The organism is Pseudanabaena sp. UWO311, assembly GCF_006937785.1.
In the GTDB taxonomy this organism is placed as follows: domain Bacteria; phylum Cyanobacteriota; class Cyanobacteriia; order Pseudanabaenales; family Pseudanabaenaceae; genus Pseudanabaena.
This window is the reverse complement of sequence record NZ_SJEE01000012.1, coordinates 72,225-90,015: the sequence shown is the minus strand read 5'-3', so window position 1 is coordinate 90,015 and position 17,791 is coordinate 72,225. Positions and strand designations below refer to the sequence as shown.

At 43.1% G+C, this 17,791-nt stretch carries 14 protein-coding genes, 1 tRNA gene and 1 pseudogene; 11 read left to right on the top strand and 5 right to left on the bottom strand.

Annotated features, from left to right (window positions below; translation table 11 throughout):
• Nucleotides 1-41 precede the first annotated feature (41 nt).
• The 4 genes and pseudogenes from PseudUWO311_RS11320 to PseudUWO311_RS24610 all read left to right on the top strand — a co-directional run.
• Nucleotides 42-290, top strand: coding sequence for a DUF433 domain-containing protein (locus tag PseudUWO311_RS11320; RefSeq protein WP_094529352.1), 249 nt, complete (start codon nucleotides 42-44; stop codon nucleotides 288-290).
• Nucleotides 287-655 (top strand): DUF5615 family PIN-like protein, encoded by a 369-nt coding sequence (locus PseudUWO311_RS11315; RefSeq protein ID WP_142655344.1) that lies wholly within the window; start codon nucleotides 287-289, stop codon nucleotides 653-655. The genes PseudUWO311_RS11320 and PseudUWO311_RS11315 overlap by 4 nt, the downstream gene beginning before the upstream one ends.
• A 26-nt stretch (nucleotides 656-681) precedes the next feature.
• Nucleotides 682-819 (top strand): hypothetical protein, encoded by a 138-nt coding sequence (locus tag PseudUWO311_RS23995; protein WP_190303466.1) that lies wholly within the window; start codon nucleotides 682-684, stop codon nucleotides 817-819.
• Nucleotides 816-1,010, top strand: a pseudogene (locus PseudUWO311_RS24610) (DUF5615 family PIN-like protein); the annotation flags it as partial. The gene PseudUWO311_RS23995 and the pseudogene PseudUWO311_RS24610, both read left to right, overlap by 4 nt.
• Here PseudUWO311_RS24610 and cobN read toward each other — a convergent pair.
• Both cobN and PseudUWO311_RS11300 read right to left on the bottom strand, forming a co-directional pair.
• Nucleotides 1,006-4,824, bottom strand: coding sequence for a cobaltochelatase subunit CobN (gene cobN / locus PseudUWO311_RS11305; RefSeq protein ID WP_142655343.1), 3,819 nt, complete (start codon nucleotides 4,822-4,824; stop codon nucleotides 1,006-1,008). The pseudogene PseudUWO311_RS24610 and the gene cobN overlap by 5 nt on opposite strands.
• Nucleotides 4,825-4,972: 148 nt before the next feature.
• Nucleotides 4,973-6,583: an NAD(P)/FAD-dependent oxidoreductase gene (locus PseudUWO311_RS11300; RefSeq protein ID WP_142655342.1), complete on the bottom strand. Its 1,611-nt coding sequence runs from the start codon at nucleotides 6,581-6,583 to the stop codon at nucleotides 4,973-4,975.
• A 195-nt stretch (nucleotides 6,584-6,778) separates the two neighbouring features.
• Between PseudUWO311_RS11300 and PseudUWO311_RS11295 the strand changes: the two genes are divergently transcribed.
• The 6 genes from PseudUWO311_RS11295 to PseudUWO311_RS11270 all read left to right on the top strand — a co-directional run bounded on the left by PseudUWO311_RS11295 (nucleotide 6,779) and on the right by PseudUWO311_RS11270 (nucleotide 13,833).
• Entirely contained in the window at nucleotides 6,779-9,316 is a 2,538-nt protein-coding gene (locus PseudUWO311_RS11295; RefSeq protein WP_142655341.1) for a DEAD/DEAH box helicase family protein, read from the top strand.
• Nucleotides 9,317-9,519: 203 nt separating this feature from the next.
• Nucleotides 9,520-9,807: a DUF1778 domain-containing protein gene (locus PseudUWO311_RS11290; RefSeq protein ID WP_142655340.1), complete on the top strand. Its 288-nt coding sequence runs from the start codon at nucleotides 9,520-9,522 to the stop codon at nucleotides 9,805-9,807.
• Nucleotides 9,807-10,325: a GNAT family N-acetyltransferase gene (locus PseudUWO311_RS11285; RefSeq protein WP_142655339.1), complete on the top strand. Its 519-nt coding sequence runs from the start codon at nucleotides 9,807-9,809 to the stop codon at nucleotides 10,323-10,325. The genes PseudUWO311_RS11290 and PseudUWO311_RS11285 overlap by 1 nt, the downstream gene beginning before the upstream one ends.
• A 334-nt stretch (nucleotides 10,326-10,659) precedes the next feature.
• Complete coding sequence (locus tag PseudUWO311_RS11280; RefSeq protein ID WP_142655338.1) at nucleotides 10,660-10,902, top strand: type II toxin-antitoxin system Phd/YefM family antitoxin; 243 nt, start codon at nucleotides 10,660-10,662, stop codon at nucleotides 10,900-10,902.
• A complete protein-coding gene (locus PseudUWO311_RS11275; protein ID WP_142655337.1) occupies nucleotides 10,899-11,162 on the top strand; it encodes a Txe/YoeB family addiction module toxin in 264 nt (87 codons plus the stop codon). Before PseudUWO311_RS11280 ends, PseudUWO311_RS11275 begins: the two co-directional genes overlap by 4 nt.
• A 163-nt stretch (nucleotides 11,163-11,325) precedes the next feature.
• Nucleotides 11,326-13,833 (top strand): N-6 DNA methylase, encoded by a 2,508-nt coding sequence (locus PseudUWO311_RS11270; protein ID WP_142655336.1) that lies wholly within the window; start codon nucleotides 11,326-11,328, stop codon nucleotides 13,831-13,833.
• Between the two features lie 495 nt (nucleotides 13,834-14,328).
• Here PseudUWO311_RS11270 and PseudUWO311_RS11265 read toward each other — a convergent pair whose 3' ends face one another.
• Both PseudUWO311_RS11265 and PseudUWO311_RS11260 read right to left on the bottom strand, forming a co-directional pair.
• Nucleotides 14,329-15,453 carry a class I SAM-dependent RNA methyltransferase gene (locus tag PseudUWO311_RS11265; protein WP_142655335.1) on the bottom strand — a complete coding sequence of 375 codons (1,125 nt, stop codon included), beginning with the start codon at nucleotides 15,451-15,453 and terminating at the stop codon, nucleotides 14,329-14,331.
• A gap of 58 nt (nucleotides 15,454-15,511) precedes the next feature.
• Nucleotides 15,512-15,585, bottom strand: a tRNA-Arg gene (locus PseudUWO311_RS11260).
• A gap of 457 nt (nucleotides 15,586-16,042) precedes the next feature.
• On the opposite strand from PseudUWO311_RS11260, the gene PseudUWO311_RS11255 reads away from it, so the two are divergent.
• Nucleotides 16,043-16,561 (top strand): tetratricopeptide repeat protein, encoded by a 519-nt coding sequence (locus PseudUWO311_RS11255; protein ID WP_142655334.1) that lies wholly within the window; start codon nucleotides 16,043-16,045, stop codon nucleotides 16,559-16,561.
• 49 nt (nucleotides 16,562-16,610) lie between these two features.
• Here the strand turns inward: PseudUWO311_RS11255 and mnmA are convergent, their stop codons facing one another.
• Nucleotides 16,611-17,717, bottom strand: a complete 1,107-nt coding sequence (gene mnmA / locus PseudUWO311_RS11250) for a tRNA 2-thiouridine(34) synthase MnmA (protein WP_142655333.1) — start codon at nucleotides 17,715-17,717, stop codon at nucleotides 16,611-16,613.
• Nucleotides 17,718-17,791: the final 74 nt, after the last annotated feature.

Here is a 17,791-nt window from a genome sequence, read left to right as displayed (position 1 = left end):
TAATTCATGCAGTCTGATTAAAATCAAAGAAAAATACAGCCATGAAACGAGTAGAACTTCTCAATCGTATCTCAGTCAATCCAAATATATGCTTTGGAAAACCCTGTATTCGAGGACATCGCATTTGGGTATCTCTAATCCTTGATTTTCTAGCGAATGGTACTAGCATCCCTGAATTGCTAGAAGAATATCCTCAACTTCAACCAGAAGATATTTATGCCTGTATTGCTTACGGAGCAGCAATGTCAAGCGATCGCTATGTTGATATTCCCATTGAGAAATCAGCATGAAATTCAAACTAGATGAGAATATTGGCCAAAGAGGCATAAACCAGCTAAAACAAGCAGGCTACGATGTTTCTACTGTCCTTGAGCAAAGACTAATTTCAGCTTCAGATCCCACTGTCATAAAAGTTTGTCAGCAAGAAGATCGCTGTCTAGTTACTCTCGACATAGATTTTAGCAATCCTCTACAATATGTACCTTCACAATACAAAGGAATAGCTGTTTTAAGATTACCTCCTAGAGCAACTATAGACGATCTGACAGATGCGATTCAGACTCTAATTAATGGATTAGAACGTGAAGATATTACAGGCAAACTCTGGATCATTCAACGTGGACGCATTCGTATTTATCAGCAAAGTGATGATTAAAAGTTTATTGAAGGCAGTATCTGCATTTGGGAAGAATTAAGGGAGATGGAGAAAAAGGCGATCGCTTTTACTACTTGCGCGACTTACCGATAGAGACAAATCATGACACTGCCGAAACACATATTGATGAAGTTCATGGGCGAGAAAGAGGCAGCTTAACATAGCAAGTCTCTACGCCGATGAGCAATTCCCTAGAATTGTCGTCAAACTACTATGCGAGCTAGGGCATGATATTCTGACAGTCCAAGAAGCAGGAAAAGCCAACCAAAGGATTCCCGATGAAGACGTATTAGCCTTTGCGATCGCTGATAACCGTGCCGTATTAACAATTAATCGAAGTGACTTCATTACTATGATTGCGATTCGATCGCACCTTCAGCATCATTTGCGATCGCCTTTAGGCGATCCAACATATCCGCAGTCACATCTTGCCACATCCCGCGCTGATTCGCTTCTAGCAAGCGCTCGGACATGTCGCGCAATGCCCAAGGATTGCTAGATTTAATAAAATTCTGGACTTCAGGATTGAAAATATATGCTTCCGCAATTCCTTCATACATAAAGTCAGAAACGCAGTTAGTCGTAGCATCATAGGCAAACAAATAATCGAGTGTAGCTGACATCTCAAAAGCGCCTTTGTAGCCGTGACGCATCGCACCTGCGATCCATTTGGGATTGACGACACGCGATCGATAGACCCGTGCAATCTCTTCACTCAATTTGCGAACCTTGGGCTGTGCCATCCGTGAATTATCTCCAAAGTATACCTCTGGCGCATTGCCAGATACCGAGGCGATCGCAGCCGTCATTCCGCCCTGAAACTGATAATAATCATCGGAATCCAGAATGTCATGCTCGCGATTGTCCTGATTTTGCAGAACGATTTGCATATTACCGAGCCGTTGATTAAAGGCTTCTGGAGCCGATTTACCCTCAGACTTGCTGGTGTAGGCGTAGGCACTCCAATTGATATATGCACGGGCTAGATCCTGCTCGCTCTCCCAGTTTTGTGACTCGATTAAGCCCTGCAAACCAGCTCCATAAGCGCTTGGCTTCGACCCAAACACCCGATAACGCGATCGCTCTTCTGCTTGTTCTATGGTCAGCCCTTCTGCTTGCCAATGTGCTGATTCTTCTTGGACTTTTGCCGCTAGGGGATTCTGATCAGCAGGTTCATCAAGATTCGCCACTGCATTCACCGCACTATCAAATAAATCGATCAGATTTGGGAAGGCATCCCTAAAGAATCCCGAAATCCGCAAGGTGACATCGACACGAGGGCGACCAAGAATCGATAATGGCAAAATCTCAAAATCAATCACGCGTCGCGATACGCCATCCCAAACAGGTTGCACTCCAAGCAGAGCCAGAGCTTCAGCAAGATCATCGCCACCCGTTCGCATTGTCGAAGTTCCCCAAATCGATAATCCCAAGGTTTGCGGATATTCGCCATGTTCTTGAGTATAGGTTTCAATTAAAACATCCGCAGCCTTGCGCCCAATATCCCAAGCAGTTTCCGTCGGTACTGCCCTAATATCGACAGAGTAGAAATTGCGTCCTGTCGGTAATACTTCGGGTCTGCCTCTTGTTGGCGCACCAGATGCACCACTAGCTATATATTCACCGTTGAGTCCTCTCAATAGATTGGTAATTTCTTGCTTTGTTTTATATAGAGACGGGAGAAGGCGATCGCGAATCCATATTAGTTCTGTCGCAATTTCGCCCCCCTTTGCAAGGGGGGTAGGGGGGATCTCTTCAAGAATCTCTGCCACCAACTCCGCCGCGTATTCCTCTATAACTTCAACCGCATCCCCAATAATCCGACAATTCGCTAAGCGTGGATGCAAACTTGATTCAAGCAACTCGCCTAAATCCGCAGTCAATGGATCAAAATCTAATTGCCAATCTTGCGCGATCGATCTAGTTAGACCCATCCGATTAGCATTAGGATTTCTAGCGATCGCTACTACCAAATCCCTTAACTGCCGACCTTCTGGACATTGCCCGAAGATATGCAAACCATCGCGAATTTGAGCTTCCTTAATTTCGCACAGATAACCATCGGCAGTTGTAAGAATCGTATTCAAAGAATCTTCTAGACGGTCTAGGGAAATTCCCAAATCTTGATGGAGGTTTTCCTGCTTGATTAAGGCTGTTAAGCGATCGCGAATCATCCCCAAACGCGAAGGATCGAGGGTTTCCGCTTCGTAATATTCATCTATTAAGCCTTCCAATTGATGCAAACCGCCATACAGCTCAGCACGGGTCATTGGCGGCGTGAGATGATCGAGAATGACCGCTTGCGATCGCCTTTTCGCCTGAGATCCTTCCCCAGGATCATTAACGATAAAGGGATAGAAATGCGGCATCGCGCCAAAGGCTGCTTCAGGGTAGCAATTTTCCGATAGAGCTACACTCTTTCCTGGGAGCCATTCGAGGTTGCCATGTTTGCCAATATGGGCGATCGCATGGGCGTTAAACTTGTCGCGTACCCAATGATAGAAAGCCATATAGTCATGTGTCGGTTCTAAATCTGGCGCGTGATAATTTAAAGTCGGATCGAGATCGTAGCCCCGTGATGGCTGAATACCGACAAAAATATTGCCGAATTGCATTCCTGCGATCGCAAATTCCTGTTCTTGCTTAGGTTGATTCCATCTCGTACTAATTCCATTCTGTACAGGTTCAGGCAAATTCTGGAAATAATTTTGATAATCGGTTAAAGATAGCGATTGATAGACCTGACGTATACCAAAGGATTCGCGATCGTTAGTTACACCTGTCGTTAATAACTTCATAAGTTCATCGCTAGTTTCAGGGATTTCCCCAACGCTATAGCCCGAACTTCGCAAAGCTTTGAGAATCTCTAAACAACTCGCTGGGGTATCTAACCCCACGCCATTAGCTAACCTGCCATCACGGTTGGGATAGTTAGCCAGAATAAGCGCAATCTTGCGATCGCCTACCTCCGTATGTTTTAGCTTGACCCATTTAGCAGCAAGATCAGCGACAAAATTAATTCGCGATCGTACGGGTTCATAGGTTAGTACTTCCGTTTGCAAAGCCGAGTTTTGTCCTTGCAGAGCTTTAAACGAAACAGCCCTCGTAATAATCCTGCCATCAACTTCAGGCAAGACCATATTCATCGCCATATCACGGGGAGTTAGTCCCTGTGTACCATTAGCCCATGTTTTGCGAAGTCCACCGCTAAAAATCACTTGAAAGACTGGTACATTCAAAGTCTCCCAAAGATCGACTTGGGGTGAATCAGTTTTGAGGCTAGCCAAAGAGAAGCTAGTTGTATTCAAGATCACATCGACTTTTTGACCAGATTCTGGTAGACAATAGCGAATTAGTTCGGCTTGAACATCAGGTTCTTTTAATGATGAAACATAGATTGGTAAAGGCTTGAGATTGCACTCAGTCAGAGCATCACATAAAGCTGCGATCGCTGCCGTATTCCCAGATAAGTAATGAGCGCGATAAAAGAGAATTACCGCTAATCCAAGATCCCCCTCAATCCCCTTTAAAAAGGAGAAAGAATTTTCTTCTCCCCCCTTTCTCAAGGGGGGCTGGGGGGGATCTAACTCTAAAATGGAGACAGAAGATTGAGGATATGCAACTTCATATATCCCAATGCGTGGAACTGATTGAGGTGTTTTATAAACTGATCCAAACTCAAGAAATTCAGAGGCAATGAACTTCAGTAGATTGTGATAGTTCTCAACTCCTGCTTCGATGAAATATTGCCAAGCTTGATTGACCAAAGTCAGCGTCGTGGTGGAATGACTTGTCAAATTTGGATCAGGACGCTCATCCCCTGGTAACACAATTAAAATTGCACCCGTATTTGCTACCGTTTCCTTTACTACTTCTAATCCATAACTCCAATAGGATTGTCCGCCAATCAATCGAACGATAATTACCTTGGCACTTGCCAAGACTTCTTCTGCATAGGTATCGATCGCAATTTGTTGCTGCAATTGCAATACATTCACTACTCTGATTTGGGGGAAATCTTCGGGCAATCTTGCCGTAGCAGCAGCGAGGGTTTGGATATCCGTATCGGCGGCGGTGATGATGATGATCGGTGCAGGTTGCTGATCGACAAAAACAACGCTGTCGGTGGACTGGTTCCAGCCTCCTGATATAGTGGCGATACGATGCATTAGTTATCCAAATAGCAATGAGCAGCTATGATATTATATAGCTCTAAAACCCAAAAGGGATTTGTGGCGCTACGCGCCACAAATCCCTTTTGGGTTTTAGGTCTTATACCGAAGGATTTTCAAATGAAGAAATGGCTACGCCATTTCTTCATTTGGTATTAGCAGCTATGCTCAAAGCCACCGCCTCAGCGACTTTAATTCCGTCAATTCCCGCCGAGAGAATACCTCCTGCATAGCCAGCACCCTCACCCGTAGGGAAAAGCCCTTCCACATTTAAGCTTTGATATTTCTCATTGCGTTTAATCCTGATAGGCGAAGAAGTACGAGTTTCTACACCCGTGAGCATCGCATCATCCATTGCAAAGCCTTTAATTTGTTTATTAAAGGCAGGAAGTGCTTCTCGAATGGCAGCGATCGCATATTCTGGCAAACTCTCACTCAGATCCCCCAAATGGACATTAGGAGCATAGGAAGGGTGTACTTTGCCTAGATCTTGAGAAGGGCGATTAGCCAGAAAATCACCAACAAGCTGAGCAGGAGCCGCATAGGTTCCACCACCAAGCTCAAAGGCGCGAGATTCTAAACGGCGCTGAAGATCTATCCCTGCGAGAGGATGTTCTGGATAATCTTCGGGAGTAATCCCAACGACAATGCCGCTATTGGCATTGCGTTCATTGCGGGAATATTGACTCATGCCATTAGTCACCACTCGTCCGACCTCTGAGGTTGCCGCCACAACTAGACCGCCTGGACACATGCAGAAGCTATAAACAGAACGTCCATTTTTACAATGATGCACCAATTTATAGTCGGCAGCACCTAAAATCTTATGTCCCGCATAATCACCAAATCTGGCGTGATCGATCAAATCTTGAGGATGCTCGATTCTAAAGCCAATCGAGAACGGCTTAGCTTCGATATATACGCCGCGATCGTAGAGCATTTGAAAAGTGTCACGGGCGCTATGTCCGATCGCAAGAATAATATGATTGCTGGCGATATATTCTCCATTTGCTAGCGTCACGCCATTCGCTTTAGCATCTTGAATGTCTATATCTTCTACTCGACTTTGGAAGCGAATTTCTCCACCGAGAGCTTGAATTTGAGAGCGAAAACTTTGGACTATTCCAACAAGCTTAAGTGTACCAATATGCGGTTTATTGATGTATAGAATTTCAGGAGAAGCACCAGCATTGACGAATTCATGCAGAACTTTGCGCCCGTAATGATGGGGATCTTTGACTTGGCTATAGAGTTTGCCATCGGAAAAAGTACCTGCGCCACCTTCACCAAATTGAGCATTAGATTCTGGATTAAATTCGGCTCTTCCCTTCCAGAAATTAAACGTATCAGCCGTGCGATCGCGTACCGCCTTACCGCGTTCCAAAATAATCGGACGAAATCCCATCTGCGCCAACATCAACCCCGCAAACATCCCTGCTGGCCCCATACCGATTACAATCGGGCGAGTATTTAGATTGCTAGGAGCCTTGGCGACATAGTGATAGCTGGTGTCAGGCGTAGGCATGACATGGGGATCTTTAGAGAAGCGATCGCTTAATTGCTTCTCTAAAGGTGTTTCGATATCGACGATGTAAACCAAATAAATATCTGTCTTTCGTCTTGCATCATAACTACGCTTAAAAATAGAATAACTTGTTAATTCTTCTGATTTGATTTGCAACTTTTTAAGAATCGCAGATTCGATCGCATCTTCAGGATGATCAAGTGGAAGTTTAATTTCAGTTATCCGTAACATAGTCAGTGAAGCTCGATTTTAGATGAACCGCTAAGGCAGCAACCAATTATAGCTGATCTTTATTTGCTGTTTGTTGAGATGCTGGTCTATTACAAAGCAAAGGGATTGCGATCGCAAACTGCGATCGCTATTTGTCTTATAATGAAATAAAGCAGAAAAATTAATCTGCATTTAGGGTTAACACTGGGTTTATTAATGGCAAATAATGAAGCTACAGCCCGCATTAAGATCAATAGATTGCTTGAGGCTGCTGGCTGGCGGTTTTTTGCGGAGGGGGGACAGACTGCAAACATAGCACTTGAGGCGGGGACGGAGATTACATCTTTGGATTTGGATGAGTTTGGGGAGAATTTTGAGAAGACTAGAAAGGGTTTTATTGACTTTTTGCTGCTGAATGACAAGGGGGTTCCGTTTATTGTTTTGGAGGCGAAAGCGATACATCTCGATCCTCTGGTAGGAAAGGAGCAAGCGCGGGATTATGCGAAGTCTCAAAAATGTCGATTTGTGATTCTTTCTAATGGAAATTTGCATTATTTTTGGGACTTGGAACGGGGTAATCCAGAAATCATTACTGCTTTCCCGATGCCTAGCTCGGTGATGGGTTATCAGAAAGATCTTCCTAAGCCCGATCGCCAGAAACTTGTGGATGAAATTATTGATGATGATTATGTGGCGTTGACGCAGGTTCCTAATTATCGCGATAATGCGGGTTGGCTTAATCCAATAGAGCGTAATGACTTTATTTTGAAGAATAAGTTACGTTTTTTGAGGGGATATCAGAAACAGGCGATCGCAGCTTTACAGGATGCAGTGAAAGCGGGGAAAGATAAATTTTTGTTTCAGATGGCGACGGGGACTGGGAAGACGCTGACTTCGGCGGCGGTGATTAAGTTGTTTTTACGGACGGGGAATGCGCGGCGGGTATTATTTTTGGTCGATCGCATTGAGTTGGAGGAGCAAGCTAAGAAAGCTTTTGATCTCCTGCTCAAGAATGACTATAAGACAGTTATCTATAAAGAGAATCGTGATAGTTGGCGGTTTGCTGATGTTGTAGTGACTACGGTGCAGTCTTTGCTGGTGAATAACAAATATCAGGATCAATTCTCACTGACAGATTTTGATTTGGTGATTTCGGATGAGGCGCATCGCTCGATAGGTGGGAATGCACGGGCGGTATTTGAGTATTTTATTGGTTATAAGTTGGGACTGACGGCGACACCAAAGGATTATCTGAAGCAATTTGATCGAGCTAAGCCCACGACTAAAGATCCGCGAGAATCTGAGCGGCGGATGATGCTTGATACTTATCGCACTTTTGGCTGTGAGGATGGGATTCCGACTTTTGCCTATGGCTTGAATGATGGGGTGAGAGATGGCTTTTTAATTCAGCCGACGGTTGTGGATGCGAGGACTGAGGTAACAACCGAGCTTTTGTCTAAGGATGGGTTTGTGGTGGAGTTTACTGATGAGGAAGGTGAAAAGACAGAAGAGAGTTTTAAAATTCGGCAATTTGAGAAGCGCTTTTTTTCACCTGCGACAAATCAACTTTTTTGTAAGACTTTTTTAGAGAGGGCTTTGCGCGATCCGATTAGTGGCGAGATTGGGAAGTCAATTATTTTTGCGGTGAGTCAGCACCATGCGCTGAAGTTGACGCAAATTTTAAATGAGATGGCACATCAGATATTTCCCCACAAATATGAATCGGATTTTGCGGTACAGGTGACTTCGCAAATTAAAGAGAATGCTCAACAGTTTACGAGTAATTTCACTTATAACATTTTACGCGGCAAGGCGAATTTTTTGGAAACTTATCACACTAGCAAGGCGCGGGTATGTGTGACGGTAGGGATGATGACAACGGGTTATGATTGTCCTGATTTGTTGAATTTAGGGTTATTTCGTCCGATTTTTTCACCGACAGATTTTATTCAAATTAAGGGACGGGGGACTCGTAGGCATAATTTTTTGATTGATTTGCATGATCAGGATCTCAAGGCAACGGTAAAGCACCCAGAGAAGACTGCTTTTAAATTGTTTGATTTCTTTGCGAACTGTGAATATTTTGAGAAAGATTTTAAATATGATGAGGTGTTGGCTTTGCCTAAGCCGAAAAATGAGAATGCTGGCGGAACAGGGGGTGGAACTGGGGGTATTAATAGCTATGAGCATCTTGGTGCAGATATCATCACGAGCCTCAAAGAAGAGACGATCTCCTATGGTGGTATGAAGATCGATCGCTTATATTTTGAACGTTTTGAGGAGGTGATTCGCAATGATCAAGAATTAGCGGCGGCGATTGAGGTCGGGCATTGGGAAAAGGCGATCTCCTATGTAAATAGCAAGTTTTTTGATAATTCTGAGCAGGCTTATACGTTGGAAAAGTTGCGTAAGGCGGCGGCGGTGGATCGGCGGTTGGAGTTGCGCGAGATTTTGGAAAAGATTTTTGGCTTAATCCCCAGATTTAAGTTGAAGGATGAGTTATTGGAGGAGGAGTTTGAGAAGTTTGTGGAGAATTATCAGCCAGATGAATCAATTCCTGCGATTAAGAGTTACTTTAAAGCCTATGTAACTAACGATCAGATTCGGAAAATCATTGAGGCAAAAAATTATGCTGAGTTAGCGACAAATGCGTTTTTATCGCTTGATAGTTTTAAGGCTGTGCCAAAGTCGTATCGTGATTTGATTCCTGCGTATGTAAGGGAGTTTGTTGCTTTGGAGAGGTTTGCTGTTTAAATTACGAATTACGAATTATCAATTACGAATTAAAATCTATGTTGAGATGTAATGGCAATTCATGAATTGCCATTACATCTCGTTTTTTGCTGTGTTGCTTTGTTTGCTCATCATGCGTAATTCGTAATTAAATAATTCGTAATTAAATAACTAATGTACGTCTAATTGCCGTATAATTTATTGTGGATTTCAATATTAATGTTATGACATCTGCAACACCTGCGAAGACAATGGCGAGGCTGGAAGCTCGTGTTAGCCCTGAGATTAAGGCTATGTGGCAAAAAGCGGCTGATTTAGAGGGGCGTACTCTCACTGATTTTGTGATTGCTAGTTTACAGGAGGCTGCTTATACGGTGATTGCGAAGCACCAAACTCTCATGCTTAATCGAGAAGATAGTGAACTTTTTGTGGAGGCTGTGCTGAATCCACCTTTGCCTAATGAGACTCTAAAGGCGGCGGCTGTCAGATATAAGCAAACCATGAGGACTTAATGGTTCTCAAAATCGAGCCTTTGGATAGCCGTAAGCATCGGCGCTCTAGTTTTTGTTGTGGCAAAGATAGTCTAGATAATTACCTTCGCAAGCAAGCCACACAGGATCTCAAAAGGAAGATATCGACTGTGTTTGTTTTGGTTGACGCGCAAGAAGATGAACTAGAAACGGATATCTTAGGCTATTACACTCTCTCTGCTTTTGTGGTGGAGGTGATGGATCTAGATGATGCTTTTGCAAAGTCATTGCCGCGATATCCTTTATTACCTGCTACTTTGCTCGGTCGTTTGGGAATTGATCGACAACAAAGAGGGAAACGGTTTGGAGAACTATTATTAATTGATGCGCTGATGAAGTCTTTTGAAGTATCAAATCAGATTGCATCTTTGGCTGTTATTGCTGAAGCTTTGGATGAGGATGCTGCGAGTTTTTATCTAAAGTATGGATTTCAAAGATTTAAACAAGATCCGATGAGGCTGTATTTGCCGATGAAGTTGGTTGAGGGTTTAATTGGTTAATTACGAATTAGGAATTACGAATTACGAATTGGGGATTTATTTTTTTCGTGTAGGGGCATAGCATTCCCGCAGAGATTTATTGATTTTTAGATTTTTTTAAATTGGGAATGCTTTGCCCAAAACCTCAAATCGCAGGGAAAATTTATCGCTGAAAGCGAAGAGGGTTTAGCATTTGCGGAATGATTTTTTTGTGAAGTGTTTGAGGATTGTGGCGCAAATGCTAAACCCCTACAATTCTACAATTCGTAATTTGCGCTTATACACAATTGAAACAATCATTGACGTACTTGATAACGTACGGTTACAATTGAATATATTTTCAAGTTAATTCAAAATGTCAACTTTTACGGCTAGTGAGGCTAGGGCTAATTTCTATCGCCTCATCGATGAAGCTAATCAGTCCCATGAGCCGATTTTGATTACGGCTAAGCGGGGTAATGCGATTTTGTTGTCGGAGGAAGATTGGAAGGGGATTCAGGAGACGCTTTATTTGTTGTCAATACCAAATATGCGGGAATCGATTCAGGCTGGATTGGCTACTTCGATCGCTGATTGTGATGAGGATTTGGACTGGTGAATTGGAGAATTGTATATACGAAGCAAGCTCAAAAAGATGCACAAAAATTATTGTCGGCGGGGGTGAAAGCTAAGGCTGATAAGTTGTTGGATATTCTCAAAGAGAATCCTTACCAAACGCCGCCAAATTATGAGAAGTTAGTTGGTGATTTGGCTGGTGCTTATTCTCGCAGGATTAATATTCAGCATCGCTTGGTTTATCAAGTTTTAGATAGCGATCGCGTTGTCAAGGTGATTCGGATGTGGACGCATTATGAATAATTACGAATTAATCAATTACGAATTACGAATTAGGGAGTGAGAAAATCGCAAATTAGACGTAGGAATTGGGGTACTGCTCAGGAGCTATAATATTGTACCAATTTGCAATTATTAATTCGTAATTCGTAATTCGTAATTTTCCCCAATTCGTAATTAATTGAAAATGCTTGATTCTGAAACTAAACGCCGCATCGATACTGCTCGTGACATTTTGGTGGGGAAGGTTCCTGATCCGAAGTCGCAGGTGGAACAGATTACGATCGCGCTCATCTATAAGTTTATGGATGATATGGATGCGGAGGTGGAGGAGTTGGGGGGCGATCGCAGTTTTTTTGCTGGTGAATTTGCGAAGTTTGGTTGGGGGCGGTTGATGAGTCCGACTGTGGGTGGGCATGAGTTGCTGAACCTATACAGTGAGGGGATTAGCTCGATGCCGCAGAATGCGGGGATTCCTGCGTTGTTTCGAGATATTTTTAAGAATGCGTATTTGCCTTATCGCGATCCTGAGACGTTGAAGAGTTTTTTGAAGGTGATTGATGGGTTTACTTACGATCATTCGGAACGGTTGGGGGATGCGTTTGAGTATTTACTGTCGGTGTTGGGTTCGCAGGGGGATGCGGGACAGTTTCGCACGCCGCGCCATATTATTGATTTTATGGTGGAGGTTTTGCGTCCGCAAAAGGGTGAGGTAATTCTCGATCCTGCTTGTGGTACGGCGGGTTTTTTGATTTCGGCGTATAAGCATATTTTGCTGTCTAATCTGGATGCTCAGGGCAATAGTACGCTTACGCCTGATGAGAAGGGGCTGATGGCGACTAATTTTAGAGGTTATGATATTTCGCCCGATATGGTGCGGTTGTCGTTGGTAAATCTCTATTTGCATGGATTTAAGAGTCCGCAAATTGCTGAGTACGATACTTTGACTTCTGAGGATAAGTGGAATGAGTTTGCGGATGTGATCCTTGCGAATCCGCCGTTTATGTCGCCGAAGGGTGGGATTAAGCCCCATAAGCGGTTTTCGATTAAGGCGAAGCGGAGTGAGGTTCTGTTTGTGGACTATATGGCGGAACATCTTTCGCCAAGGGGTAGGGCGGGGATTATTGTGCCTGAGGGGATTATTTTCCAGAGTCAGACTGCTTATAAGGATTTGCGAAAGATGTTGGTTGAGAATTCTCTAGTGGCGGTGATTTCGCTTCCTGCTGGGGTTTTTAATCCTTATTCTGGGGTGAAGACTTCGATTTTAATTCTTGATAAGTCTTTGGCGAAGAAGACGGATAAGATTGTGTTTTTTAAAGTAGAGAACGATGGATTTGGTTTAGGCGCTCAAAGGCGGGCGGTTGAGGGGGATGATTTGCCTTTTGTGTTGGAGCAAATTACGAATTACGAATTGTCAATTACGAATTACGAATTAGGAATTACGAGTGATGATCGGGTTTTGATTGTGCCGAAGTCTAGGATTGCGGCTAATGGTGATTATAATTTGAGTGGGGAAAGGTATCGAGAAAGTACATTAACCAGTAATGTTTTTCCATTAGTTAGAATTGGTGATATTTGCACCATTAATCCACGCAAGAATCAATTATCAGATCTCAGCCCTGATACTCGCGTCTCATTTGTCCCAATGGCAGATATTAACGAGCATCAAATGATATTTCAGCCTATTGCAGAAAAATTGCTTTCAGAAGTGACATCAAGTTATACCTACTTTGAAGACAACGATGTTCTATTTGCTAAAGTTACGCCATGTTTTGAAAATGGAAAAGCGGGTATTGCAAAAGGACTAATTAACGGAATTGGCTTTGGCTCTAGTGAGTTCTATGTATTAAGAACCTCAGATCAAGTGCTGCCTGAATTTCTCTATTTCTGCATAAATCATCCATTTTTTAGAGATCCAGCAGTTGCCCAAATGACGGGTACAGGAGGCTTACAGCGCGTACCAAGAGATTATGTAGAAAATTCTAAAATCCCTTTACCCCCGATCGCAATACAAAAAGAAATAGTCACCGAAATCGAAGGCTATCAAAAAGTCATCAACGGCGCTCGTGCAGTCATTGATAATTATCGACCTCATATAGCGATCGATCCTGATTGGGAAATGGTAAAACTATCTGATGTATGTGAAGGTATTTTAACGGGACCATTTGGAACATCTCTACATCAAAGTGATTATGTTTTGGATGAGATTCCTGTCATTAATCCTCAAAACATAGTCGATGGAATTATTATTCCAGATAAGACGAAAACTATTTCTCAATTAACGAGAGATCGATTAAAAGAATTTACGATTTATGAACATGACATTTTGATTGCTAGGCGTGGAGAGATGGGGCGCTGTGGATTAGTGACAAAAGAAATGAATGGATGGCTTTGTGGGACTGGCTGTTTTGTGATCAGACTAAAGCCAGTTTGCGATGTTAGCTTTGTGTATTTTCAACTTACATCACCAAGAATTAAAGATCGCCTTGAAGAGCAAGCAGTTGGAGTCACATTGAAAAATTTGAATCAGGGAATACTTTCAGATCTTGAGATTCCAGTTCCACCTCTTGAAACCCAAAAAGCAATAGTTGCTGAGATCGAAGCCGAGCAAGCTCTTGTTAACGCCAACCGTGAACTAATCGAGAGATTTGAGAAAAAGATACAAACAGTCCTGAATAGAATTTGGGGCAATTAAGAATCATCAAGACAGAAAATGTAAAAACTGTAGGGGTTTAGCATTTGCGCCAATATTTTTATTCTCCGATACAATCTCAAAACGCAAATGCTGAACCCTCTTCGCATTCACCGATCGCTTGTCCCTGCGTTGTGAGGTTTTGGGCAAAGCATTCCCAAATCAAGATAGTTTAGAAATTGATAGATTGTGGCGGGAATGCTATGCCCCTACATCCCACATATTGATTTGATGATTCGTAATTGATAAATTTGTTATGATAAACCCAAATATTGGCTAGAAAGATTAGGTGAGTTGTCAGAGCGATCTGTCCGCAAAAAAGCGATCACCGAAAAAATCCAAGCCAAACACCAAAGCCCTAACAAACCTGTCTTAATCCGTAATTGATATTAAAAGGCACTGGACATCTAAAGCGTAATCAACATATTTGTATCCTTTTTTGTCTGCATGAAATGGGCGTTTCACCACTCATCCCCGATTAGCTGACCAGTGCCAATCCTAATAGAGTTCATACTTCATTAATTGACAAGGCAAAGCGCCATTTAATACAGCTGTTCGTTCAGCACATTTCAGACCAATCGTTTGAGATAGCTGCTTATTACCACTAAGAACAAAAGCCGTCCAGCCCTTAAATTGCTGTTTAAGAACATTCCCTAATTGCTTATAAAAAGCGCCCAAATCGCTATCTCTTCCTAATCTTTCTCCATAGGGAGGATTGCAGAAGAGAACTCCACTATCAGCAGGTGCGACCACTTCTGAAAGGTCTAAAGCCGAGAAATAGACATGATTGGATAGACCGCAATTCTTGGCATTGACGATCGCTTGATCTACCACTTCAGGATTGCGATCGCTACCCCAGATTGGTGCAGGTAGAGCATCTAAACGATTATCATCCGCTTCTTGAATTAGTCGAGCTAAAAGCTCTTGATCAAAATCTAACCAAGTCTCAAATCCAAAGCGATCGCGAAACATTCCTGGAGCAATATTCAGCGCTTTTAAACTTGCTTCTAAGGGCAAAGTTCCAGAACCACAAAGGGGATCATAAAACATTTGGTCTGGTTGCCAACCTGACATCTGAATTAGGGCAGCAGCAAGAGATTCTTTTAGCGGTGCTGCGCCTACGGCAGGGCGATAGCCACGACGGTGCAAACTATTGCCTGAGCTATCGAGGCTGACGGTACAGCCATTGTCATCAATATGGACACCGATTCGTACATCTGCTTCCTGCACATCGACATCCGATCGCTCACCAAATTTCTCCTTCTGCTGATCAACGATCGCATTTTTAACTTGCAAGGCGGAGAAATGCGTATGATTCAGATGTTCATTTTTGCCCGTGGCATTAACGGCTAGGGTCATTTCAGGTGTGAGAAATTCTGACCAGTCGATCGCTTTGATTCCTTTATAAAGATCATCAGCATCAAGGCAATCAAACTGATCAATGTGCATTAATATCCGAAATGGCAGACGCGCCCAAAGATTAACTCGATAAAGCAAAGTGCGATCGCCTTCAAAGCTAACACCACAAAACCCTGCTTCAACGGAATGTGCGCCGAGCTGTTCTAATTCTTGTGCAGCCAGTGCTTCTAAGCCTCTCGCCACAGTTGCAAAATATTGATTCATCTTTAAAAATCCAAAGTAGAATTGCGGCGCTTTGCGCCGCAATTCTACATATTAAAAACAGGCTAGGATGGACTCTAACCATCGACCGATCGCTTAGAAGGCGATTGCTCTATACAACTGAGCTACTAGCCCAAACAATTTCACGGCTTATTATACTACAACAAAAGTTATGGTTTTGGCAATTTGTTGTAAAGCAAGTATTCTCATTATAAAAATCGGTTTTCTGAAAGCCCGCCTTAGGCGAGCTTTCAGAAAACCGATTTTGATGTTTCCAGCGCCAAAGGCGCTGGAAACATCAAAATCGGTTGAATAATGAGAATTGCCGATCGCAGACTTTTATTATGATCAAGCCCCCTAAATCCCCCAATTCTGGGGGACTTTGAAGAGATTTTATTTTCTTGTTCCCCCAGAATTGGGGGCTAGGGGGCGATTAATTGTTGACTTAGCTAAGTTTTATGACTTGTGCGTACGAGGTAGCTTTTGGGGGGAGTTTGTTAAAAATTACTTTTTAAACTACCTAAACAAATTGCTGAAGTGTAATGATGTAAAAGCCCTATTAATAAAATTAATTAAAGTTTAGTAAATACCTATGGATAGTACATTAGCGATCGCATACCTTGGGGCATTAGTTGTGCTGCTAGCTGGGGTTAGCTGGTTAGTTATCCGCCAGATTTTGAAAGCGCGTAGTTTAGAAAATGTAATTTCTGACCTACAGCCTAAGCTCCAAAAGGAAAAAGGCACACCTGAAGACTATTACCAGCTTGGGAGCGTCTATTTGCGTAAAAAGCTCTACGCCCAAGCAATTACCCTGTTTAATAAGGCGCTGAAAGAAGGGGGAGAAAATAATGCCGAAGTTTACAATGCACTAGGATTTTCCTATTTCTCCCAAGAGCAGTATGATTTGGCGATCAAAAACTATAAGGAGGCGATCGCTTTACAAGATGGCTATGTGACTGCCATTAATAATCTTGGTCATGCCTATGAGAAGAAAAAGTTGCTACCTCAAGCTATCGAGATGTATGAGCAAGTGCAGAAGCTAGATGAAAAAAATGAAACCGCTAAGCGCCGCTTAACTTCTTTAAGAAAACAAGTAGTACCAACCGCATAAAAAAAAGGGTATTCGGCAATAAAAAAAGGGACGCTAAGCGTCCCTTTTTTTATTGCTTGGATTCGATCAGTCCGCCGCCGAGTAATAAGTCATCGCGATAAAACACAGCCGCTTGACCAGGAGCAATACTGAATTGAGGCTCATCAAAAACAATCCTCGCCCGATCGCCTTCGAGGGGAATTATGGTCGCAGGGGCTGGACTCGTACGATAGCGAACTTGCACTTCAGCTTGAAATGGCAGATCAGTTGGGGCAAGTGACACCCAGTTCACTTGATTGATCGTGCATTCTTGATCATGGGCTTCAGTGCGATCGCCTAAAACAACCTCATTCTTGATGGGATCGAGCGCAACTACATACAGAGGAGTTGCCGCCGCTACGCCTAAGCCTTTGCGTTGACCGATGGTGTAGTGATAAGTGCCATCATGCTCACCCAAGACATTGCCATTGGTATCAACAATCTTGCCTTTAACAGGCGTGAGATATTTATCCAGAAATGCCTTCATAGAGCCGTTGGCTTCAACTAAGCATAGATCCATGCTTTCAGGCTTTTCAGCAGTGGCTAAGCCAAACTCAGCGGCGATTTTGCGAGTTTCAACTTTAGTTGTATTTCCTAACGGAAAAATACAGCAGCTTAATTCTTCTTGTCCGACTTCGTAAAGAAAATAGGACTGATCTTTAGTATCGTCAACAGCGCGGCGCAATTCATAGCGTCCTGATTCAGGATTGAAGTTGAGCTTGGCATAATGCCCCGTTGCAATTTTATTGATCCCCAATTTTTCGCGAGCATAGGTCATCATCGGTGCAAACTTTACGGCTTTATTGCATCGGGAACAGGGCAGAGGTGTATAACCTGCTGCATAGCCAGTGACGAGATAATTGATAATGCTTTGTTCAAAGACTTCACGACTATCAACAATTTCGTGGTGAATCCCTAATTCTTCGCATAGTCGTGCTGCATCGACCATTCCCTCGGAGCAGCATTGTCCCTTGCCACGCATTAGCCACAACGTCAGACCTGTGACATCGTATCCTGCCCGATGCAATAGAGCCGCCGCCACAGAGCTATCTACTCCGCCCGACAAGCCGACAACTACCTTCTCTGCTGTCTCAGGCTTAATATCTAGTTTTCTTTCGATGATTTCTACGTTTGACATTTGCTGCGATCGAACCACTCAAACTAAATTGTATCGTAAAGCGTTGTGAGGTTAGTGAGCCAGTGCCAGATTAA

Excerpts from the sequence above, each read along its gene's own strand:
- PseudUWO311_RS11320 (WP_094529352.1), top strand. The coding sequence starts at position 42 with ATGAAACGAGTAGAACTTCTCAATCGTATCTCAGTCAATCCAAATATA.
- PseudUWO311_RS11315 (WP_142655344.1), top strand. The coding sequence starts at position 287 with ATGAAATTCAAACTAGATGAGAATATTGGCCAAAGAGGCATAAACCAG.
- cobN (WP_142655343.1), bottom strand. The coding sequence starts at position 4,824 with ATGCATCGTATCGCCACTATATCAGGAGGCTGGAACCAGTCCACCGAC.
- PseudUWO311_RS11300 (WP_142655342.1), bottom strand. The coding sequence starts at position 6,583 with ATGTTACGGATAACTGAAATTAAACTTCCACTTGATCATCCTGAAGAT.
- PseudUWO311_RS11295 (WP_142655341.1), top strand. The coding sequence starts at position 6,779 with ATGGCAAATAATGAAGCTACAGCCCGCATTAAGATCAATAGATTGCTT.
- PseudUWO311_RS11290 (WP_142655340.1), top strand. The coding sequence starts at position 9,520 with ATGACATCTGCAACACCTGCGAAGACAATGGCGAGGCTGGAAGCTCGT.
- PseudUWO311_RS11285 (WP_142655339.1), top strand. The coding sequence starts at position 9,807 with ATGGTTCTCAAAATCGAGCCTTTGGATAGCCGTAAGCATCGGCGCTCT.
- PseudUWO311_RS11280 (WP_142655338.1), top strand. The coding sequence starts at position 10,660 with ATGTCAACTTTTACGGCTAGTGAGGCTAGGGCTAATTTCTATCGCCTC.
- PseudUWO311_RS11270 (WP_142655336.1), top strand. The coding sequence starts at position 11,326 with ATGCTTGATTCTGAAACTAAACGCCGCATCGATACTGCTCGTGACATT.
- PseudUWO311_RS11265 (WP_142655335.1), bottom strand. The coding sequence starts at position 15,453 with ATGAATCAATATTTTGCAACTGTGGCGAGAGGCTTAGAAGCACTGGCT.
- PseudUWO311_RS11255 (WP_142655334.1), top strand. The coding sequence starts at position 16,043 with ATGGATAGTACATTAGCGATCGCATACCTTGGGGCATTAGTTGTGCTG.
- mnmA (WP_142655333.1), bottom strand. The coding sequence starts at position 17,717 with ATGTCAAACGTAGAAATCATCGAAAGAAAACTAGATATTAAGCCTGAG.